Source organism: Roseinatronobacter monicus, assembly GCF_006716865.1.
In the GTDB taxonomy this organism is placed as follows: domain Bacteria; phylum Pseudomonadota; class Alphaproteobacteria; order Rhodobacterales; family Rhodobacteraceae; genus Roseinatronobacter; species Roseinatronobacter monicus.
In genome coordinates this window covers 1,227,917-1,248,277 of sequence record NZ_VFPT01000001.1, presented here as the reverse complement: position 1 = coordinate 1,248,277, position 20,361 = coordinate 1,227,917, and the positions used below count along the sequence as shown (strand labels likewise).

20 protein-coding genes and 1 tRNA gene are annotated in these 20,361 nt (G+C 59.2%); 5 read left to right on the top strand and 16 right to left on the bottom strand.

Features of this window, described 5'->3' with window-relative positions; genetic code table 11:
• The first annotated feature begins 58 nt into the window (after positions 1-58).
• Positions 59-637: a hypothetical protein gene (locus BD293_RS05795; protein ID WP_142080270.1), complete on the top strand. Its 579-nt coding sequence runs from the start codon at positions 59-61 to the stop codon at positions 635-637.
• Between the two features lie 55 nt (positions 638-692).
• Here the strand turns inward: BD293_RS05795 and pgi are convergent, their stop codons facing one another.
• The 6 genes from pgi to BD293_RS05765 all read right to left on the bottom strand — a co-directional run bounded on the left by pgi (position 693) and on the right by BD293_RS05765 (position 6,726).
• Positions 693-2,303 carry a glucose-6-phosphate isomerase gene (pgi, locus tag BD293_RS05790; protein WP_142080269.1) on the bottom strand — a complete coding sequence of 537 codons (1,611 nt, stop codon included), beginning with the start codon at positions 2,301-2,303 and terminating at the stop codon, positions 693-695.
• 66 nt (positions 2,304-2,369) lie between these two features.
• A complete protein-coding gene (gene pgl / locus BD293_RS05785) occupies positions 2,370-3,041 on the bottom strand; it encodes a 6-phosphogluconolactonase (protein WP_142080268.1) in 672 nt (223 codons plus the stop codon).
• Positions 3,041-4,486 (bottom strand): glucose-6-phosphate dehydrogenase, encoded by a 1,446-nt coding sequence (gene zwf / locus BD293_RS05780; protein ID WP_142080267.1) that lies wholly within the window; start codon positions 4,484-4,486, stop codon positions 3,041-3,043. The genes pgl and zwf overlap by 1 nt, the downstream gene beginning before the upstream one ends.
• Positions 4,487-4,591: 105 nt before the next feature.
• On the bottom strand, positions 4,592-5,176 hold the full coding sequence (locus tag BD293_RS05775) for an HNH endonuclease (protein ID WP_142080266.1): 585 nt from the start codon (positions 5,174-5,176) through the stop codon (positions 4,592-4,594).
• Between the two features lie 207 nt (positions 5,177-5,383).
• Positions 5,384-6,049, bottom strand: coding sequence for an alpha/beta hydrolase (locus BD293_RS05770; protein WP_142080265.1), 666 nt, complete (start codon positions 6,047-6,049; stop codon positions 5,384-5,386).
• On the bottom strand, positions 6,046-6,726 hold the full coding sequence (locus tag BD293_RS05765) for a DNA-3-methyladenine glycosylase family protein (protein WP_246086226.1): 681 nt from the start codon (positions 6,724-6,726) through the stop codon (positions 6,046-6,048). Before BD293_RS05765 ends, BD293_RS05770 begins: the two co-directional genes overlap by 4 nt.
• A 23-nt stretch (positions 6,727-6,749) precedes the next feature.
• Here BD293_RS05765 and BD293_RS05760 point away from each other — a divergent pair, with 23 nt between their 5' ends.
• Both BD293_RS05760 and BD293_RS05755 read left to right on the top strand, forming a co-directional pair.
• On the top strand, positions 6,750-7,967 hold the full coding sequence (locus BD293_RS05760) for an MFS transporter (protein ID WP_142080264.1): 1,218 nt from the start codon (positions 6,750-6,752) through the stop codon (positions 7,965-7,967).
• A gap of 117 nt (positions 7,968-8,084) precedes the next feature.
• Positions 8,085-9,968 carry an acyl-CoA synthetase gene (locus BD293_RS05755; protein ID WP_142080263.1) on the top strand — a complete coding sequence of 628 codons (1,884 nt, stop codon included), beginning with the start codon at positions 8,085-8,087 and terminating at the stop codon, positions 9,966-9,968.
• 29 nt (positions 9,969-9,997) lie between these two features.
• Here BD293_RS05755 and BD293_RS05750 read toward each other — a convergent pair whose 3' ends face one another.
• The 4 genes from BD293_RS05750 to BD293_RS05735 form a co-directional block, all read right to left on the bottom strand.
• Positions 9,998-11,254 (bottom strand): glutamate-5-semialdehyde dehydrogenase, encoded by a 1,257-nt coding sequence (locus BD293_RS05750; RefSeq protein ID WP_142080262.1) that lies wholly within the window; start codon positions 11,252-11,254, stop codon positions 9,998-10,000.
• Entirely contained in the window at positions 11,251-12,366 is a 1,116-nt protein-coding gene (gene proB / locus BD293_RS05745; RefSeq protein WP_142080261.1) for a glutamate 5-kinase, read from the bottom strand. Before proB ends, BD293_RS05750 begins: the two co-directional genes overlap by 4 nt.
• Positions 12,354-13,379: a GTPase ObgE gene (gene obgE / locus BD293_RS05740; RefSeq protein ID WP_142080260.1), complete on the bottom strand. Its 1,026-nt coding sequence runs from the start codon at positions 13,377-13,379 to the stop codon at positions 12,354-12,356. The genes proB and obgE overlap by 13 nt, the downstream gene beginning before the upstream one ends.
• 66 nt (positions 13,380-13,445) lie before the next feature.
• Entirely contained in the window at positions 13,446-14,990 is a 1,545-nt protein-coding gene (locus BD293_RS05735; protein WP_142080259.1) for a helicase HerA-like domain-containing protein, read from the bottom strand.
• 570 nt (positions 14,991-15,560) lie between these two features.
• Between BD293_RS05735 and BD293_RS05730 the strand changes: the two genes are divergently transcribed.
• Complete coding sequence (locus BD293_RS05730; RefSeq protein WP_142080258.1) at positions 15,561-16,160, top strand: invasion associated locus B family protein; 600 nt, start codon at positions 15,561-15,563, stop codon at positions 16,158-16,160.
• Between the two features lie 86 nt (positions 16,161-16,246).
• On the opposite strand, the gene BD293_RS05725 is transcribed toward BD293_RS05730, so the two are convergent.
• From BD293_RS05725 to pdxH, 6 genes are all read right to left on the bottom strand, one after another.
• Entirely contained in the window at positions 16,247-16,711 is a 465-nt protein-coding gene (locus BD293_RS05725) for an MmcB family DNA repair protein (RefSeq protein WP_211840997.1), read from the bottom strand.
• A 249-nt stretch (positions 16,712-16,960) separates the two neighbouring features.
• On the bottom strand, positions 16,961-17,281 hold the full coding sequence (locus BD293_RS05720) for a hypothetical protein (protein ID WP_142080257.1): 321 nt from the start codon (positions 17,279-17,281) through the stop codon (positions 16,961-16,963).
• Between the two features lie 108 nt (positions 17,282-17,389).
• A tRNA-Pro gene (locus BD293_RS05715) sits at positions 17,390-17,466 on the bottom strand.
• Positions 17,467-17,538: 72 nt separating this feature from the next.
• Positions 17,539-18,015 (bottom strand): DUF192 domain-containing protein, encoded by a 477-nt coding sequence (locus BD293_RS05710; RefSeq protein WP_142080256.1) that lies wholly within the window; start codon positions 18,013-18,015, stop codon positions 17,539-17,541.
• Entirely contained in the window at positions 18,012-18,566 is a 555-nt protein-coding gene (locus BD293_RS05705) for a cold-shock protein (RefSeq protein WP_142080255.1), read from the bottom strand. The genes BD293_RS05710 and BD293_RS05705 overlap by 4 nt, the downstream gene beginning before the upstream one ends.
• 108 nt (positions 18,567-18,674) lie before the next feature.
• The gene (gene pdxH, locus BD293_RS05700) at positions 18,675-19,280 is read right to left on the bottom strand and encodes a pyridoxamine 5'-phosphate oxidase (RefSeq protein ID WP_142080254.1); all 606 of its coding nucleotides are present in this window, start codon (positions 19,278-19,280) and stop codon (positions 18,675-18,677) included.
• 259 nt (positions 19,281-19,539) lie between these two features.
• On the opposite strand from pdxH, the gene fabI reads away from it, so the two are divergent.
• Entirely contained in the window at positions 19,540-20,361 is an 822-nt protein-coding gene (gene fabI / locus BD293_RS05695; RefSeq protein ID WP_142080253.1) for an enoyl-ACP reductase FabI, read from the top strand.

The following is a 20,361-nucleotide window of genomic DNA, read 5'->3' as shown; positions in this document are numbered from 1 at the left end:
CAGGGTGTTTTTCTGTTTTCCTGCCATCCATACACACCACCGATCAAGGAGATCCTTCATGCGTGGCCTTTTATTTGCACTTCCTGCGGCATTGGCGCTGGCAGCCTGCGTCGAAGTAGACATGACCGTCGAAGTTCTGGGCGAGGATGAGGCGCGCCTGACCGGCTTCATGCAGATGCAGCGCCAGATGTATGACATGTCGGGCGGCGATGACAGCTTCTGCGCCGAGGAAGATGGCGGAACGCTTGTGCTCAGCGATACCCATGCGCGGTGCGAATTTGACAAGACAGGCACCTTCGCCGAACTCATGCGCCCCGATGCGGCAGATGATGTCCCGACCGAGATCCAAGGCGAATTGACCTATCTCGACAGCAACCGCGTGCGCGCCCTGTTCCCCCTGTCGGCCATGAATGACGGAATGGACGAAATGATCGAAGACCCGCAAATGATGGCCATGATGCGCCAGATGTTTGACGGGATGTCGATCAGCTTCTCGGTTCAGGGACGCGAGATCGAAAGCACAACCGGGACGATCTCGGATGATGGCACGCGCGCGACAATACTGCTGGGCGTCGATGATCTGATCTCGGATGAGGGCGACCAGTTGGATGATTTCGAAACCATCGTCCGGTTCTGACCTCTGCGCGATACGCCAAAAGAAAAGCGCCGCGTCATGCGGCGCTTTTCATGTGTTACACCCCCTGATGCGCACGCACAAACGCCACCAGCGCTTGCGTTGACGGGTCTTTGGCAGAGGCATCTGCCCCCTCCAGCAGCGGCCCGATTGCAGTGGCCAGTTCCTTGCCCAGCTCAACCCCCCATTGATCAAAGGAATTAAGGCCAAGGATCACCCCTTCGACGAAGACCCGGTGCTCATAAAGCGCAATAATCTGGCCCAGAACAAAAGGCGTCAGTTGGGGGTAAATCAATGTGGTCGAGGGGCGGTTTCCGGGAAAGACGCGGTGGCGCGCCTGTCGGTCCAGATCGGACCCTGTCAGCCCCTTTTCGGCCATGATGGCGCGCGCTTGCTCGAAGCTGCGCCCGCGCAACAAGGCTTCGGATTGCGCAAGGCAATTTGCAGCCAACAACCGGTGCTGATGCGCAAGCTCCGGCTCATGTCCCTTTGCCGCCAACAGAAATTCGCACGGAACAATCCGCGTGCCTTGATGGATGAGTTGATAAAACGCGTGTTGCCCATTGGTGCCGGGCTCGCCCCAGACAATCGGGCCGGACTGACGGGCCAGATCGCGCCCTTCCATATCCACACGCTTGCCATTCGATTCCATTTCCAACTGCTGCAAATAGGCCGGAAGGCGCGCAAGCCGCTGGTCATAGGGCAAGACCGCGCGCGTGGCGTGGCCGCAGAGTTGGTTGTGCCAAATGCCCACCAGCGCCAGCAAGACCGGCATATTCTCGGCCAGTGGCGCGTTCTGAAAATGCGTGTCCATCGCGCGGCCGCCCGCCAGAAAAGCGTCGAAGCCCGCCGCACCGACCGCAATCATAATCCCCAGCCCGATCGGCCCCCAGACCGAATAGCGCCCGCCCACCCAATCCGCGAAGCCAAACACCCGCTCGGGCGCAATGCCAAACTCGGCGGTCTTGTCCAGCGCGGTGGAAACTGCGACGAATTGCGCCCCCGGATCGGTGACTTTGCTGGCCATCCAGTCGCGGGCCGTGCGCGCATTGGTCATTGTCTCGATAGTGGTAAAGGTCTTGGAGGCGACGATCACCAATGTCGTCTCGGGGTTCAGGCCCTTTAATGTATCGGCAATATGCGCCCCATCGACATTGCTGACATAATGCAGCCGGGGGCCGTCATGATAGGGGGCAAGTGCGAGCGTCGCCATAGCTGGCCCCAGATCAGAGCCGCCAATGCCGATATTGACCACATCCGTAATCGCGCCCCCCTGCCCCGGATACCGCCCCGCACGCACATCTTCGGCAAAAGCGTACGCACGCATACGCACCGCGCGCAGTTCGGGCATGACATCTTCGCCGTCAACGTCAATGACCGCGTCCTCGCCTGCGCGCTGTGCGATATGCAAGACAGCGCGCCCCTCGGTTTCGTTGATCTTCGCGCCCCCGAACATCGCCGCGCGCTTCTCGGCCAACCCTGCGTTTTCCGCCAGTTGCACCAGCAAGGCGCGGCCCTCGGCGTCAATGTTTGTCTTGGAATAATCCAGATGCATCTCGCCTGCCTGCACCGAAAATACTTGCGCACGGCCCGCCTCATCAAACAAGTCTTGCATATGCCGTGTCTCGGTCGCGCGTTGATGCCGCGCCAGATCATTCCAGATGCTCATGCTCTGCCCCTGTTACATTTTCTTGCTAAAAATACTCAATCTCAGGGGGCGCAAGCCCCCTGCCCCTTATTCCGCCCAATGTACCTGCGCCTGATCCAGCACACAGGCAATCGGCGCCTCTCGGGGGGAGAGTTTGGCCGCGCGCTCAATCGCCGCGCGCTTGGCGGCACCCGTGATCAGGACATGCACCCGCAGGGCCGCGCGCAACACAGGTGCGGTCAGGGTGATACGGGGCTCGCCTGCGGCCTTTGCGCGCATCGCCATCAGGGGGGGCGCGTCGGCAGCAAGGGCAGCTTCCAGGTTGTCCGCACCCGGAAAGAGCGAGGCCGTGTGCATGTCCTCGCCCATGCCCAACAGCAGCACCGAGATCGGCAGGTGCGGAACCAGCCCCTCGATCAACCCGTCCAAAGCCTCCTCTGGTGTGGGCGTGTCGGCACGCAGCGGGATCAGCTTTGCCGGCGCGGCCTTTGCGCGCAACAAGCGCTCGCGCAGCAGACGAGTGTTCGAGCGCGGATTGTCCTCGGCCACCCAACGCTCATCATTCAGGACAACGCAGACCTGCGACCAGTCCATATCAACCCCGCTGAGCGTGTCAAAGACCGGCCCCGGCGTTGTACCCCCCGGCACCGAAAGCGTGGCGCGGCCATTGGCGCGCAGGCTTTCGCCAAGTTCCGATGAAATCCGCTGCGCAAGGCGCAGCATCATCATCTCGCGGTCCGGGTATTCGTGAAACTCCATCACCTGATCTCCCGCCAGCGCCGTCCATCCTTGTGCATCAACATAAGCGCGCCTTCTGGCCCTGTCGATCCCGGCTCGTAGGGTTCCGGCTGATCTTCGCGCGCCTCCCACCCGTCGATCACAGGATCGACCCACGCCCAAGCGGCCTCGACCTCGTCACCGCGCATGAACAGGGTCTGGTTGCCGCGGATCACATCCATGATAAGCCGCTCATACGCGTCGGGAATGTCCAGATCATTGCCCAAAGCTTCGGCAAAGCTCATATCGAGGGCGACATCTTTCAACCGCATCCCCCCCGGTCCCGGCTCCTTGATCATGACCCGCAGATCCATGCCTTCATCAGGCTGAAGCCGGATCACAAGGACATTCTCGCGCCACTGGTTCGACTCGCCAAAGATGGAATGGGGCGGCTCTTTGAAGGTGACAGCGATTTCCGACACACGCGATTTCAACCGCTTGCCTGTGCGCAGGTAGAAGGGTGTGCCCTTCCAGCGCCAGTTCGAGATATGCAATTTCATCGCAATGAAACTCTCGGTCAGGCTGTCGGGATTGCCGCTCTCAACCAGATAATCCTCATCCCCGCGCCCGCGATATTGCCCGCGCACCAATTCGCCTGCTTTCAGCGGATCGAGGGCGCGAATGACCTTCAGCTTCTCGTCGCGCATCGCATCGGGTTCAAAGCAATGGGGCGGCTCCATGGCGATCAGGCACACAAGCTGCATCAGGTGATTTTGCACCATATCGCGCATTGCACCGGACGAGTCGTAATATTCACCGCGCCCATCCACCCCCACAGTCTCGGCGACTGTGATCTGGACATGGTCGACAAATTGCGAATTCCACAGTGGCTCGAACAGGATATTGGCAAAACGCACGGCCATCAGGTTCTGGACCGTTTCCTTGCCCAGATAGTGGTCGATCCGGTAAATCTGATCTTCGTGGAAATACTCTGCCAGCGCGGCATTCAGCGCGAGTGCGGTTTCCAGATTCTTGCCAAATGGCTTTTCCACCACGATGCGCGAATTACGATCCGCAATTCCGCGCTGGTGCAGCCGCTGCGCGATACCACCGAATAGCGCAGGCGCCACAGACAGATAAAACGCGCGCACGATATCCTTGCGCATCATACCGTGCAGGTGTTCCCAGCCACCATCACCTTTGGCATCAACCTTGACATAGTCGAGCATCTCCAGAAACGAGGCGATGGAGTCCTCGACAAGTTCTTTGCGAGCCAGAAATTCTTCCAGTGCGGCCCGGACCATGTCACGGAAATCTGCACGTGCCAAATCGCTCCGTGCCGCGCCAATGATTGCAGAGCCTTGCGGGATTTGCCCTTCTTTCCAGCGCCGATACAGGCCCGGCAATATCTTGCGGCGCGCCAGATCGCCCGTCGCGCCAAAGATGACAAGGTCAAATTGTTCAACTGGAATAACGCGTGCAACCATAATAACCTCTTGCCCGAAGGCGCTTGCTGCGCTCTCGTTAGCGCTATCATGGCACCATTTACAGTCTGACACCCCACCTGTCCAGTGGGCACGCGCGACATGGGGTCATGCATCCAGTTCAGTATCCCAATACAGGTAATCCAGCCAGCTGTCATGCAGATGGTTAGGTGGAAAACGCCGCCCCAGATTGCGCAACTGCTCGGATTCCGGTCGCATGGGCCGGGTGCGCAGCTTCATACCAGACTCTCGCAAGGTCTTGGACCCTTTGCGCAGATTGCAGGGCGCACAAGCGGCGACAACATTTTCCCAGCTGGTCACGCCGCCCAATTTACGCGGCAGCACATGGTCAAAGGTCAGATCGTTCTTGGCGCCACAATACTGGCAGGAAAACTCGTCCCGCAAAAACAGGTTAAACCGCGTGAAGGCCACGCGCTTGCGCGGTTTGACATACTCGCGCAGCACAACCACCGACGGGACACGGATTTCCATACGTTGGCTGCGCACCACATGTTCATATTCCGCCAGAATATCGACCCTGTCCAAAAACACCGCCTTGACGGCATCCTGCCACGGCCACAGCGACAGCGGGTAATAGGAGAGCGGCCTGTAATCGGCATTCAGCACCAGCGCAGGAAACTGACGCAGCGCCGCTGGATCGCGGACGAAGTCTGATCTGAAATCACCATCCACAGGTGCCACCTCCGATCTGGTGGCCCTTGGGGCGACATCTTGTGTGCGCCCCGCAGGGCCGAAAGCATGCTGCGCCACAGCATGCATGGCTTGCACTATATCTAGCGCGAAGCATCTGGCAAGTCATAAGATCGCACCAAATGTCGCAGCTCCAAACCTAGCTACGACATACGACAATTCGATGAAATTTAGCGCAACAACAGAATTTTACGCTGGAAACTTGTCGCGCAGGAACGACAGCGCGAGCGACAGCCCATCATGGGCAATTCCGTGCGCTGTCCCTTTCGAAATGTGGCTGTAAGTCTCGAACCCCGCCGCAACCAGCGCATCTGCCGCTTCGGACAGGCTGGCAAGGGGCACGACATCATCCTGATCGCCATGGATCAGCAGGATTGGCAGGGGTGACACGGTCTCTGCCTCCAGCCGCTCTGGCACCATCAACCGCCCCGAAAATCCGACCAGTCCAGCCAGCGGTGTAGCACGGCGCGGGGCGATATGCAGGCTCATCATCGTGCCTTGCGAAAAGCCCACCAGCGCCAGACGATCCGGGGTCAGCCCCTCATCCGCCAAAATCTTGTCCAGAAAAACATTCAGATCGACTGCGGAAGCTTCAAGCCCTGCAAGCGCTTGTTCTTCACTGGACCCATCCAGCCACGGAATTGGGAACCACTGATACCCAAAAGGATTGCCTGTGCATTTCTCGGGCGCGTTGGGTGAGAAGAATGCTGTGTCGGGCAGATGCGGGCCAAGCGGGTCAGCCAGCCCCAGCAAATCCGCGCCATCCGCGCCGTAGCCGTGCACGAATACCACAGCAGATTTCGCCTTGCCCCCGGAAACTGGCCCCCGGCGGTCAGAGTGCAGCGCGCGTGTCATGTGATTCCTTCCCTGTCGGTTTCAACACGGTAATAAGCCCACAATATGCCCGCCGCAACTGTGCGCCATGGCGACCATTGGGTCGCCATGCGGCGCAACGCGGCCTCGCGCGGGCGGTCGGGCAGATCGAACAGCCGCTTGGCGGACTCCTGCAACGCCAGATCGGCAGGCGCAAACACATCGGCGCGGCCAAGGCTGAACATGGCGTAAATCTCGGCAGTCCAGCGCCCAACGCCCGGCACTTCGGTCAGGATGCGGGTAATGTCTTCGTCCGGCAGGTCGCGCAATGCGTCAAAATCTATGCCCGCTGCGGCCAGAGCGCGCGCATAGCGCATTTTCTGCATCGAGAGGCCCGGCGCACGCAAACTTTCATCATCTGCGGCCAGCACAGCCTCGGGGGTGGTCAGCCCTGCCCCTTCCATCCGGCCCCAGATGGCGCGGGCGGCATGGGTGCTGACCTGCTGGCTGACAATCGCAGATAGCAGATGCGCAAACCCATCCGGCCTGCGCCGCAATGGCGGCGCGCCTGTCAGGCTAAGGGCATGGGCGAATCGCGGCTCTGCCTGCGCCAGCCATGCGGCCCCTTCGTCCATGCAATCCTCTGTTGTCAGAATACGCCCGACCATCAGGATTGCGCCGTTTTGCTGCACATGTAAAAGACCCCTTTCCCAAGTCATCCAATCCGTCTAATCCTGCGCGCATGAGTGATACAGTTGCAACCCCCGATAACACCCGCGCCAAGCGCAACGTGATGGTCCTTGTCGCGGCGCAGGCCGTGGTTGGGGCGCAGTTGCCGATCCTGTTCATTATTGGCGGGCTGGCGGGGCAGATGCTGGCCTCCAACCCTTGCTGGGCGACTTTGCCCATCTCGCTGATCGTGCTGGGGTCAATGGCGGCGGCCACGCCACTGTCCAGCTTCATGCAGGCTTACGGGCGGCGCGCGGGCTTCTGGGTGGCGTGCGGCGCGGGCGCTGTGGGCGCGGCCATTTCGGCCTATGCGCTGATGCTCAATTCGTTTCCGTTGTTCCTGCTTGGCTCTTTCATCACAGGCACTTACATGTCAGCGAACGGGTTTTACCGCTTTGCCGCCACCGACACTGCCACCCCCGAATTCCGCCCCAAGGCGATTTCCTATGTCATGGCAGGCGGGCTTTTGTCGGCGGTTTTCGGCCCGCAACTGGTGTCGCTGACAACCGATGCCATGCCCGTGCCATTTCTGGCAACCTATCTGACCGTGATCGTGCTGAATATCGCAGGCATGGCCCTGCTGAGTGCGCTGGACATTCCGACGCCCCCCAAACCCACCAGCACCAGCCTTGCGGGTCGCTCGCGCAGAGAGTTGCTGACCGTGCCTGTCATCGCCGTGGCCGTGATCTGCGGAACCGTCGCCTATGCGCTGATGAATTTGGTCATGACCTCGACCCCGCTGGCGGTGGTCGGCTGCGGATTTGCCACCTCTGACGCGGCCAATATCGTTTCGGCCCATGTTCTGGCGATGTATGCGCCATCCTTCTTCACCGGCCATCTGATTGCGCGGTTTGGGGCGCGTGCCATTGTCGGCACCGGGCTTGTTATCCTCGCGGCCTCGGGTGCGGTTGCAATGACCGGGGTGGAGCTGGAGCAATTCTATATCGCCCTGATCCTGCTGGGTGTGGGTTGGAATTTCGGCTTTATCGGGGCCACCACCATGCTGACAGCCTCTCATTCCCCCGAGGAACGCGGGCGGGTGCAGGGCATGAATGACATGATCGTCTTTGGCGGGGTATTCGTCGCCTCGCTCAGTTCGGGCACGTTGATGAACTGCTCTGGCGGCACAGCAGAGACGGGCTGGCAACTGGTCAACATGGCGATGCTGCCTTTCCTTGTTCTGGCAGGTTCTGCGCTGATCTGGCTGGCGATGCGCCCGCGCGAGGGCTAAGCCTTTGTGCGCGGGAACGCGCAGGGACACGCGCATCTGATCCATGCCGCCCCGCCTTTGACTTGCGCGTTTTGCAGAACAATGCTCTGCTAAGACGCAAGGCAAAGGAGGCACATCATGCAAGTATTCAAGACCAACGACGACCTGCGAAAGATCGAAGCGCAGAGCAGTTGGGACGCGCGTGATCTGCCAGTCTCTGTCTATCAGGCACTACAGCAGGCGGCGGCGCGGCATGGCACGCGCAACGCCATCAGCTTTCAGATGTTCGCCACCCCCGGCGCAAAAGCCCAGACGCTGACATGGGAGATGTTGCTGTCGCGTGTGACGCAGGCGGCCAATCTGTTCCACTCCCTCGGGATTGGCGAGGACGACAGCGTCGCCTATATCCTGCCCACACTCAATGAAACCGCGATCACGCTGCTGGGGGGCATGACCGCAGGGCGCGTATCCCCGATCAACCCGCTGCTGGAACCTGACAAGATTGCCGCGCTTTTGCGTGAAACGGGTGCGAAGGTCGTAGTCACATTGCGCCCCTTCCCGAAGACAGATGTGGCGCAGAAAGTGGCGCAGGCGGTGGCACAGGCCCCGGATGTACAGACAGTGCTGGAACTGGACATGCTGCCCCATCTCAGCCCGCCCAAAAGCTGGATTGTGCCCTTCATCCGGCCAAAAAGCCCGCATAACCACCATGCAACCGTGCTGGATTTCCACCGCGAACTGGACCTTCAACCAGCGGGCGCCCTGATTTTCGAGGCCCCGAAAACCGACCGGCTGGCCGCTTATTTCCACACAGGCGGCACCACCGGAATGCCCAAAATGGCCCAGCATCGCTATGCGGGGATGATCTATAACGGATGGTTGGGCGCAGAGCTGCTGTTCAACGAAAAAGATGTCCTACTCTGCCCGCTGCCACTTTTTCATGTGTTTGCCGCCTATCCGATCCTGATGTGCTGCATCATGTCAGGCGCGCATGTCGTCTTTCCCACACCGCAAGGCTATCGCGGGGACGGTGTATTCGACAATTTCTGGAAATTGATCGAGCGTTGGGGCGTCACGTTCATGATAACTGTGCCCACGGCCCTGTCGGCGTTGATGCAGCGCAAGGTTGATGCCGATATCAAGACCCTGCGCACCGGGATTTCCGGTTCTGCCGCGCTGCCGCGAGAGACGTATAAGCGCTTCGAACAGGCGACCGGGGTGCAAATCTCCGAAGGATACGGGCTGACCGAAGCGACCTGCCTTGTGTCCTGCAATCCTGTGGACGGCATGAAGAAAATAGGCTCTGTCGGTTTGCCCCTGCCCTATACCGAAGTGCGCATTTTGCGGGCCAGTAACGGCGACATGGTGGAATGTGCAACGAATGAGGTCGGTGAAATCTGCATCAGCAATCCCGGTGTCACCCCCCCAACCTATACTGACGACAGCAAGAACCATGATCTGTATGTGGACGGCCACTTTTTGCGCACCGGTGATCTGGGGCGCATGGATGAAGACGGCTATCTGTGGATCACTGGCAGACAAAAGGATCTGATCATTCGCGGGGGCCACAATATTGACCCCGCCGAGATCGAAGAAGCCTTGCTCAACCACCCCGAGGTCGGCTTTGCTGGGGCGATTGGCCAGCCGGACGCGCGCGCGGGCGAATTGCCCTGCGCCTATGTGGAACTCGTGTCGGGTGCCACCGCGACACCAGAGGCGCTGCTAGAGCATGTAACGCCCCTTTTGTCAGAGCGCGCCGCCATCCCGAAACATATCGAAATTCTGGATGAGTTGCCCAAAACCGCCGTTGGCAAAGTGTTCAAACCCGATCTGCGGCGTCTGGCAATCACCCGCGTGCTCGACGCCGCCTTCAAGGAACATGACCTTGACGCGCGCGTGGCCGAGGTGGTCGAGGACAAAACGCGCGGGCTTGTGGCGCGGATCGACGCACAAAGCACCGTCAGCGACGCAGACCTGAGCGCGGTGCTGGACAGCTTCACCGTGCCAACCGAACGGGTCTGACGTTGTGCGCGTCGGGGTTTAAGCTGACCTCAGGGGCGCACAGTCCCGTCGCCGGTCACAAGATATTTGAAGCTGGTCAGTTGCTCTGCCCCGACTGGCCCGCGCGCGTGCATCTTGCCTGTGGCAATGCCGATTTCCGCACCCAGCCCGAATTCACCCCCATCCGCAAACTGGGTCGAGGCATTGTGCAGCAAAATGGCTGAATCCAGCCCCGCAAAGAAGCGCGCGGCGATACCCGCATCCTCGGCAATGACCGCCTCTGTGTGCTGCGAGCCGTGGGTGCGGATATGCGCCATCGCGCCCTCCACATCTTCGACCACTGCCGCCGCCATAATCATGTCCAGATACTCGCGCCCGAAATCATCAGGGCTTGCGGGCACAGTGCCGGGCAAATGTTGTAAACCCTCGCCCACACGCATCTCGACACCCGCAGCCACCAGATCGGCAATGATCTGCGCGCCAAGCCGCTCGACCAGATCGCGGTGGATCAACAGGCATTCCGCAGCACCGCAAATCCCCGTGCGCCGCGTCTTGGCATTCACCACCACGCGGCGTGCCTTGTCTGCATCAGCACTGGCATCGATATAGATGTGACAAATCCCTTCCAGATGCGCGAAAACCGGCACGCGCGCTTCGCGTTGCACCAGCCCGACCAGCCCTTTGCCGCCACGTGGCACGATCACGTCGATAAATTCAACCATCCGCAGCATGTCACCAACCGCCGCGCGGTCCGTGGTCTGAACAAGTTGAATCGCATCTTCGGGCAAATCAGCCGCGCGCAACCCGGCAACCAGTGCGCCATGAATCGCACGGCTGGAATGAAACGATTCAGACCCACCGCGCAAAATCACGGCATTGCCCGCTTTCAGGCACAGCGCGCCGGCATCTGCTGTCACATTGGGGCGCGATTCATAAATCACGCCGATCACACCCAAAGGCGTGCGCACCCGCTGGATATGCAGCCCCGAAGGCCGGTCCCATTCAGTGATGGTCTGGCCGACGGGATCGACCTGTGCGGCCACATCGCGCAGCGCCTGACAAATGCCTTGCAAACGGGGTTCATCCAGCATCAGCCGGTCAACCATGGCGCCCGACAGACCCTTGGCGCGCGCCGCCGCCATGTCTTGCGCATTTGCGGCCAGAACATCCCTGCGCATGTCCCACAATGCGGTCGCTGCGTGTTCCAGAGCGCGGGTCTTGGAAGCCGACGGGCTGGTTGACAACACCTGTGCGGCGGCACGGGCGCGGCGGCCCATCTCAATCATCTCTTGGCTGATTTCTGTCATAGCGCCATCTCATCCCGGTGAATAAGGGCCACACGGCCCGGATAGTTCAGTATCTCTGCAATCTCGCGCGACTGGTGGCCCGCGATCAAAGCGGCCTCAAGGCTGTCATAGCCTGCAAGCCCCACGCCCAATGCCCCGTCCGGCCCCATGATAGCAACAGGATCACCGCGTTGGAACTGCCCTTCCACATGAGTAACCCCAGCGGGCAGCAAGGATTTCCCCTGCGCCAAGGCGCGCACAGCACCTGCATCGACATGCAGCACGCCTTTGGCCTTCATCGCCGCGATCCAGCGCTTGCGGGCCGAACGCGGGTCGCCTTGCGCCAGAAACAAGGTTGCGCGCGCGCCGTCTTTCAACTGCGCCAGCGGGTGCAGTGCAGCGCCTGCCGCAATGACCATGGCGCAACCTGCCCCGACCGCCGTCTTGGCGGCCAGAACCTTGGTTTTCATGCCCCCTTTGGACAGGCTGGAGGTCGGCGCACCGGCCATTGCTTCTATCTCGGGGGTGATATGGTCCACTTGCGTGAAATGGCGCGCCTCGGGGTCGGTCTGCGGGTTGCCGGTATAAAGCCCATCCACATCGGACAGAAGCACCAAAAGATCAGCGCCAATGGTCACGGCCACTTGCGCGGCCAGCCTGTCATTGTCGCCATATCGGATTTCATCTGTGGCGATTGTGTCGTTTTCGTTGACAATAGGCACAACACCAAGCCCCAGCAATGTGGCCAATGTCGCGCGGATATTCAGGTAGCGACGGCGGTCATGGGTGTCATCCAGTGTCAGCAGGATCTGGCCTGTGGAAATTTGATGCGGGGTCAGTGCTTCTTCATAGGCGCGTGCCAGACGGATTTGGCCAACCGAAGCTGCCGCCTGACTTTGCTCCAACGCCAATGGGCCGCTTGGCAACCGCAGCGCCCCCCGCCCCAGCGCGATGGACCCGGAGGACACGATCACCACATCCGCCCCGCCTGCGCGCAAACCGGCCACATCATCGGCCAGACTGCGCAACCAGTCAGCCCGCAACCTACCCTGTTCGACCAGCAGTGCCGAGCCGATCTTGATGACAACCCGGCGCGCCTGCGTCAGCGCGCTGGCAGCAGTCAGGGTTGCCATGGCCCGTCATCCTCGACAGTGGGTTTCGACTTGTCGATCCGCGCCAGAAGCGCGCGCAGCACGGTCTGCATCCCTTCGCCCGAAACCGCTGAAATCATATACACCGGTCGCCCGCTGATCTGTTCCAGCGCGGCCTTTTTCTCGGCGCGTTCTTCTTCATCCAGCGCATCAATTTTGTTCAGCGCAACGACGCGCGGCTTGATGGCCACGTCGTGCGAATAGGCGTCAAGTTCATGGTCAATAATACGCCAGTCCTCAGCCACATCTTCGGATGTGCCATCGACAAGCTGCAACAGCACCGCGCAGCGCTCTACATGGCCCAGAAACTGGTCGCCAAGGCCGCGCCCCTCGCTTGCGCCCTCTATCAGACCGGGAATATCGGCCATGACAAATTCACGCGCATCCACGCCCACAACCCCAAGATTGGGGTGCAGCGTGGTGAACGGGTAATCAGCAATCTTGGGCCGCGCATTCGATGTGGCCGCAAGAAAGGTGGATTTGCCTGCATTTGGCAAACCCGCAAGTCCGGCATCCGCGATCAGCTTCAAGCGCAGCCAGATGACACGCTCTACCCCCGGCTGGCCGGCATTGGCGCGGCGCGGGGCCTGATTGGTGGAGGATTTGAACTGGAGGTTGCCCCAGCCGCCATTGCCGCCCTTGGCCAGCAGCACGCGCTGGCCGACTTCGGTCAGATCTGCAATGACGGTTTCCTGATCCTCATCCAGAATCTCGGTCCCCACGGGGACACGCAATGTGACAGTGGACCCGTCCTTGCCTGTGCGGCCCTGCCCCATGCCGGGCTGGCCGGAATTGGCGAAGAAATGCTGCTGAAAGCGAAAGTCGATCAGCGTGTTCAGCCCATCGACCACTTCCGCCCAGACATCGCCCCCCCGGCCCCCGTCACCGCCATCAGGCCCACCATATTCGATGAATTTTTCGCGCCGGAACGACACGCAACCGGACCCACCCCCGCCAGAGCGGATTTGGACCTTGGCAAGATCTAGAAATTTCATGCGTGCGCACTCCGCCTTGTGTTCAGGCGCAAGCCTCTACAGGCAAATGCGTGCCGCCTCAAGCGCTCAGCGTCCCTTTAGAAGCCCCCCAAGCACGCCGCGCACAAGTGCCTGCCCTGTACGACTTCCCAATTGACGCGCCATTGATTTCGCAAAAGCATCAACTGGCGTATCCCCACGCCGCGCCGAGCTGCGGGTTGAGGCTGCGCGACTGCCTTTGCGGGCGGGCGGCTCATAGCGGCGTGCGGCCGTAAACTCGCGCTCTTTTTCTGCTGCGACCTGTTGCAAGGCAGCCTCTGCTTCTTTCGCAGCGGCCTCGGCCCGGCGCGCCAGCATTTCATGCGCACTGTCGCTGTCGATGATCTTTTCATATTTGCCCGCAACGGGTGAGCGCAGCATCAACATCTGGCGCGCGCCATCCTCGATCGGGCCCATCAATGACGCAGGTGGCCGGATCAGCGTGCGTTCGGCTATGCCGGGATTGCCCTTATCTTCCAGAAATGAGGTCACAGCCTCGCCCACGCCCACATCTCGGATTGCCTCACCTATATCGAAACGCGGGTTCGGGCGGTAGGTTTGCGCAGCACGGCGCAACGCCTGTTGATCGCGCGCAGTGAAGGCGCGCAACGCGTGCTGCACGCGATTGCCCAACTGGCCCAGCACTGTATCAGGCACATCGTCGGGGTTTTGCGTCACGAAATAGACCCCAACCCCCTTGGACCGGATCAGCCGTGCGACGCGCTCGACTTTCTCAACCAGCGCACGCGGGGCGTTGTTGAACAACAGATGCGCCTCGTCGAAAAAGAACACCAGCACAGGCTTGTCGGGGTTGCCAACCTCTGGCAATTCTTCGAACAGTTGCGACAACAGCCAAAGCAGGAATGTTGCGTATAGCTGCGGTGTGCGCATCAACCGCTCGGCATGCAATATGCTGACATAGCCGCGCCCATCGGGGGCAATGCGCATGAAATCAGCCAGTTGCAATGCCGGTTCCGAGAAGAAATGCGCAGCACCCTGATTTTCCAGCACCAACAGCTTGCGCTGGATAGCGCCGATGCTTTGCGTTGTGACATTGCCGTATTGAACCGAAATCTCGCGCTGGTTCTCGCCCAGGAAATTCAGGATCGCGCGCAGGTCTTTCAGATCAAGGATTGGCAATCCTTCATCATCTGAAATGCGAAAGGCCACATTAATCACACCTTCCTGCGCCTCGGTCAGGTCCAGCATACGTGACAGCAACAGCGGCCCCACTTCGGCAATCGTCGCGCGCACCGGGTGGCCGTGTTCGCCGAAGAAATCCCAGAAGATGACGGGACTCTCGGTATAGCCATACCCCGCCAGCCCGATGGTTTCCGCGCGCCGTTCCAAGCCGCCGCGCGGGGTGCCGGGCATGGCCATGCCGCCTACATCGCCCTTGATATCTGTCAAGAACACCGGAACACCGGCAGCCGAGAACTCTTCGGCCAGAATCTGCATGGTGATGGTCTTGCCGGTACCTGTTGCACCCGCGATCAACCCGTGCCGGTTGCCATACCCCAAACGCAAAAGCTGTGGCGTATTCTGTGCCTCGCCCCCGCCACCCACAAAGATTGCACCGTCCGAAATCGTCATACTGAAAAACCCTTTCACTTCAAAACACGCGGCATGGCCTGTGTGCCGCGCAAATCTAGAACATGGTCGCCCCGCTTGGAAAGCGAATCTTAACGATTACCCCCTAAAGTCGGATCGACGTAGGGGTCGCTATTGCGCCTGCTGCGTTTCCTCCCTGTCAGACTAGCTGCGCCTGCTGGCGCAGCGTTTTTTTGCGCACAAGCGTATATGGCGCGGTCTGTGTCAACTTGTGTAAACGCTGCCATGACATGTCGAAAATTCTAGATTAAATTCTTGTTGACGGGCGTGCAATTTAATCCTAACTTCCCCTCAATTCGTCGGCCGGTCCGACAGGGAGTTATAAAAAATTACGAAAATAGGGGCCTTAGGGCCCTTATTTTATGTGAGCACCGGCACGTCTGGCAAACTCCTGCCAAGACAGAAAAGAACCTTTGCCCCAGCGTACCGGCAATCTGAACGCAGCAAGCTCACGCATATTCAAATGTTTTGTCGCTCGGTTTTTCCCCCTGACTTTTGACAAGACACATGCTACCAAACCCGCAACTCTGACCAGGACCATAAGGAAGCAGAATGGCACAAAGGATTGTCGAGATCTTTAGAACAACCATGATCGCAACGGCCTTCTCTCTCGCGGCTGGAAGCCTGTACGCACAGGAAGCGACAGACTCGCCCATGGCAGGCTTGTCAACGGGCGAAGTCATCGGCCAAGACGCCGGTGATGAAAGCTATGTCGGCAACACCCACGACGACTGGGAACTGGTCTGCGTGCGCGTCGAGGACGAGCAAGATCCTTGTCAGATGTATCAGCTTCTGCGCGATGGCGAAGGGAATGCAACGGCTGAGATCACAGTCTTTCCACTGCCACCGGGGCAAGAAGCTGCGGCAGGTGCGACCATTCTCACCCCGCTTGATACCCTGCTGACAGCACAGCTTGTGATGCAGGTCGATGACGGGGATGCAAAGCGCTACCCGTTCACCTTCTGCACCGCAATCGGCTGCATCGCGCGTGTCGGCTTCACCGCTGAAGAAGTTGATGCGTTTCGCCGAGGCGCACGTGCAACATGGTCGCTAGTGCCAGTTGCAGCGCCCGATCAGGTGGTTGATCTGAACATGTCCCTCATTGGATTCACTGCCGCGTTCGCGGAACTGAACGAGCAGCTTGGCGAATAACGCACGCATGCACATAAGACGCAAAAGCCCGGCCAATGTGCCGGGCTTTTTCATGGGCACTGGCTGTTTGCCCAGACGACAAAACCCTAAAACTCCGCCAGATTGACATTCGGGTCATGAAGCCGCGCCAACCGCAGCGCGGCCTGCCGGGCGAATCCCTGAGTAACGGCTTTGCGCCGCGCAGCCGTTAGGGGCGCTGCCTCTGGCATCCGCAGGATTTCCGCGCCATACCCGTCGCCCAGCATCAGACCGGCATCACCCGGCAATATTTCGGTCGGAAAGCTGGGATCAACCGCCCAGAAGAACCTGTCGCACCAGTCAAGATAGCCCTGCCATTTCTGGTCGGATGTGAAGTCGCTGCGGCTTGATTTGCATTCGATCACCCAGATTTCACCCTTTGGGCCAAGAGCAATCACATCAACGCGCAGCCCGCGAGCAGGGACAAATTCGGTCAATGGTGCAAAGCCAAGCGAGCTGAGGCAGCGGCCTACGCCGCGCGCCAAAACCATGCCAGGTGCCAATGTTGTTTTATATGACAAAGTAGTCTGCATGCCTCATAGCATGAACGTACCGTGAACTTACGTCAAGCATCCGATTAATCTTGAATGCCTGCGCGCCGCATCCTATCTATCGAACAGGCAGGTGCTGCTCTTCACGTGTGTGGCCCTTTTCCAGTGGCCGATAAGCACATCCGAGGGAGCTGGCTCTGACAGGGTCCTGGCCTTGTTATCTGGCGCCCACCTGAATATTCAGGCTCTCGGGAAATTCACGCCACCACGGTTGCTGCGGGCCTGCCACCTTCACCGCGTACCAGACCGGTCACCGGTTGAGACGCGGATTGGTATCAATTCACCAGTCCGGATCGGCATACCACGGTCATCATCGTCATCATCATCGTCTTCATAGCCCATCCGCATAATGCGGATTGCGAACTGAACGCCCGCGAAAACTAGACCGTTGAAGAAGAAGATTAGGAACAGACCAAGCAACCCGTCGCTGGACCCCAGCAAAAGGCGCTGCAAATTGGCAACATCGAAATAAACCAAGATCGCTGTGAACGCTGCGGACAAGCCAAATCCGATAATGACTTGCTGGATGTAGAGCTTTATCAATTTTGGCATGTCATACTCCCCAACCATACAAAGCATAGATAGGCGCTGCTGGCAGGAATACAACCTGATATCAGCACCGCAGGCAGTATGTCGCACAGAGAGAAGCTGAGTGAAAAATGGTCGGGGCGATAGGATTCGAACCTACGACCTACGGTACCCAAAACCGTCGCGCTACCAAGCTGCGCCACGCCCCGACACAGCGCTTCTTTAGCGGGGATGTCGGACCGAGAAAAGAGCGAATTGACGTTTATGCAAAAGAATTATCATCATTCGCATGGCCAAAGCGCTGTGTCTTGATCGAGGCGCGGATGACGCATCTCGCTGCCTTCGGTCATTCCCAGCATTTGGGACAGCCCGCCATTGATTTCCAACACCATCAGCACGTTCGGACCACCCGGAATAGGGGTTGTGTCATGCGGAATTGCATCTGGATGGATGCGCGTCACCTGCCCTGTCGGGTCCACGAAAATCATGTCCAGTGGAATCAGCGTATTGCGCATCCAGAATGCGGGCTCTGTAGGGGCATCGTAGACGAACAGCATCCCGGCATTGCGCGGCAGATGCTCGCGGTGCATCAGTCCCTGTGCGCGGGTTTCTTCGGTATCCACGATTTCAACCGAGAAGCGCGCCTGCCCCCACGAGCCCCGCAGATCGACATGCCCTTCGGCACACGACGCATATGCAGCGCTTGTCGCAAAGGGCATCACCAATGCAGCAAGCAAAATGTGGAGTATGCGCATCATTCCTCGGCTACCCCAGAATCAGACCCTTCCGCAGCCATACCGGATTCCCACGGCTCTATCGACACAGCCATGCGTCCGCGCTCGCCCTCAACAGCGCGCAGCGCAATTGCCTCGCCGGGTTGCAGGTCCGCCATACCAGTCCGGCGCAGCGTCTCCATGTGAATAAACACGTCTTCAGGTTTGCCAAACACATTCGCAAAGCCAAACCCCTTGACCTTGTCAAACCATTTCACGCGGCCTGGCTCAATGGGGATCGATGTATCAATCACCGGGCCGGGTTGGTCCATCTCTTCTACCGAGGCAACTTCGTCCTCTGGCGGCAACACTTCCAGCACTTCGTGGGTCTGCAAGCCGCGCGCTGTGCTGTGCACAGTGACACGGATGCGTGCGCGGTCGCAGATGGAACTCAGGCCGAAATTTCGCAGCGCATTCGCATGCAGCAAAATGTCGGACTCTGCGTCATCTGATAAGATGAAGCCAAATCCTTTCGCCGGGTCAAACCATTTGACCACTCCCGCGAAGGTTTCAACGGGGCTTTCATCAGAGTCCATTATACCTGTCTCGCCTGTTCTGGGATGATCCGCCTGTCGCAGACCCCCGCTCTTTCAGTTTACACCATGAACACAGAAACCGGACGCATTTACTTCAAAAACATTGTATTAGGGCGACAACCTTGTCACATCCCAACTCGTAGCAGATGGCGCCTTACGCCAGCAATATCTGTCGTGCAATCGAAACGCACCATCTGCCCAAAACTCTATTTCCACCGGGGTAATCTTGTACCCACCCCAATGTGGGGGCCGCGCGGGGTTGGTGCCATGACGCGCGGTCTGGCGCGCCACCTCGGCCATCAACTCGGCACGCGATCCCAAGGGCCGCGACTGCCGCGAAGCCCAAGCCCCCAAGCGGCTTTTCAACGAGCGCGACGCGAAATAGGCATCCGCCTCCGCGTCCTCTACCTTGCTGACATGCCCGCGCACACGGACCTGACGACGCAAGGACTTCCAATGCAGCACGAAAGCGGCTTGGCTGTTATGTGCAAGCTCCTGAGCCTTTGCGCTTTCGAAATTGGTATAGAATGTAAACCCGTCAGGGGCGACATCCTTCAACAGCACCATGCGCACATTGGGCATGCCAGCGCTATCAACAGTTGATAGCGCGATCGCATTCGGGTCGTTTGGTTCTGACAACTCGGCCTCGCCAAGCCAGCGCCTTACGATCTCGAACGGGTCTTGCCCAACAAATATTCCATCGCGCTCGCTCAAATTTCCTCCAACTCATCTCGACACGGTCGACGGCCTTCAGACTGATCGCTAACACCCTGTCGCCGCACACCTATGCATACATAAGTCTGCGACACGTGTTAACAATTCTTTCGAACGACGCAACCCCGCTTTCGATGAACTGTAGCACGCAATCTTATAAAAGCGACATGCGCAGGGCAGTTGTTTCGCCCCAGACAATCTTGCGGTCATTCATGGCTTGGAATAGAACAAGTTAGTGGAATTTTGGGGTAGAATAACAATGAGCGGTTTGATGAACGGCAAGCGTGGTCTGATCATGGGCCTTGCGAATGACAAATCCATCGCATGGGGGATTGCCAAGGCGCTGGCCGTGCATGGCGCAGAACTGGCCTTCTCGTATCAGGGCGAGGCCTTGAAAAAACGCGTTCTGCCCCTGGCCGAGCGGCTGGGTCCACCGCAAATCTTTGAGTGTGATGTCAGCGACATGGCCTCGCTTGATCAGCTTTTCGCCGATCTGGAAGCGCTGTGGGGCAAGATTGATTTCGTTGTGCATGCCATCGGGTTTTCTGACAAGTCCGAATTGCGCGGCCGCTATGTCGATACAAGCCGCGACAATTTCAACATGACGATGGACATCTCGGTCTATTCCTTCACGGCCGTATGCCAGCGTGCTGCGCGGATCATGAACGAAGGCGGCAGCCTGCTGACCATGACCTATTACGGGGCCGAGCAGGTTATGCCGCATTACAACGTGATGGGTGTGGCCAAGGCAGCATTGGAAGCGTCGGTTAAATATATCGCCGAAGACTTGGGCAAAGATGGCATTCGCTGCAACGCGATCAGCGCGGGGCCGATTAAAACGCTTGCCGCCTCGGGCATTGGCGATTTCCGCTACATCATGAAATGGAACGAGTTGAACTCTCCCTTACGGCGCAATGTCACGCAGGAGGAAGTCGGCAAGGCAGCACTTTACCTGTTGTCAGACCTTGGGTCCGGCACAACCGGTGAAAATCTGCATGTGGACGCGGGCTATCATGTCGTCGGCATGAAGGCTGTGGATGCGCCCGATATTGATGTCGTCACCGGCAAAAAGGACGCCTGA

Coding starts and splice junctions, on each gene's coding strand:
- BD293_RS05795 (WP_142080270.1), top strand. CDS start 59: ATGCGTGGCCTTTTATTTGCACTTCCTGCGGCATTGGCGCTGGCAGCC.
- pgi (WP_142080269.1), bottom strand. CDS start 2,303: ATGAGCATCTGGAATGATCTGGCGCGGCATCAACGCGCGACCGAGACA.
- pgl (WP_142080268.1), bottom strand. CDS start 3,041: ATGGAGTTTCACGAATACCCGGACCGCGAGATGATGATGCTGCGCCTT.
- zwf (WP_142080267.1), bottom strand. CDS start 4,486: ATGGTTGCACGCGTTATTCCAGTTGAACAATTTGACCTTGTCATCTTT.
- BD293_RS05770 (WP_142080265.1), bottom strand. CDS start 6,049: ATGACACGCGCGCTGCACTCTGACCGCCGGGGGCCAGTTTCCGGGGGC.
- BD293_RS05765 (WP_246086226.1), bottom strand. CDS start 6,726: ATGACTTGGGAAAGGGGTCTTTTACATGTGCAGCAAAACGGCGCAATC.
- BD293_RS05760 (WP_142080264.1), top strand. CDS start 6,750: ATGAGTGATACAGTTGCAACCCCCGATAACACCCGCGCCAAGCGCAAC.
- BD293_RS05755 (WP_142080263.1), top strand. CDS start 8,085: ATGCAAGTATTCAAGACCAACGACGACCTGCGAAAGATCGAAGCGCAG.
- BD293_RS05750 (WP_142080262.1), bottom strand. CDS start 11,254: ATGACAGAAATCAGCCAAGAGATGATTGAGATGGGCCGCCGCGCCCGT.
- proB (WP_142080261.1), bottom strand. CDS start 12,366: ATGGCAACCCTGACTGCTGCCAGCGCGCTGACGCAGGCGCGCCGGGTT.
- obgE (WP_142080260.1), bottom strand. CDS start 13,379: ATGAAATTTCTAGATCTTGCCAAGGTCCAAATCCGCTCTGGCGGGGGT.
- BD293_RS05735 (WP_142080259.1), bottom strand. CDS start 14,990: ATGACGATTTCGGACGGTGCAATCTTTGTGGGTGGCGGGGGCGAGGCA.
- BD293_RS05730 (WP_142080258.1), top strand. CDS start 15,561: ATGGCACAAAGGATTGTCGAGATCTTTAGAACAACCATGATCGCAACG.
- BD293_RS05725 (WP_211840997.1), bottom strand. CDS start 16,711: ATGCAGACTACTTTGTCATATAAAACAACATTGGCACCTGGCATGGTT.
- BD293_RS05720 (WP_142080257.1), bottom strand. CDS start 17,281: ATGCCAAAATTGATAAAGCTCTACATCCAGCAAGTCATTATCGGATTT.
- BD293_RS05710 (WP_142080256.1), bottom strand. CDS start 18,015: ATGATGCGCATACTCCACATTTTGCTTGCTGCATTGGTGATGCCCTTT.
- BD293_RS05705 (WP_142080255.1), bottom strand. CDS start 18,566: ATGGACTCTGATGAAAGCCCCGTTGAAACCTTCGCGGGAGTGGTCAAA.
- fabI (WP_142080253.1), top strand. CDS start 19,540: ATGAGCGGTTTGATGAACGGCAAGCGTGGTCTGATCATGGGCCTTGCG.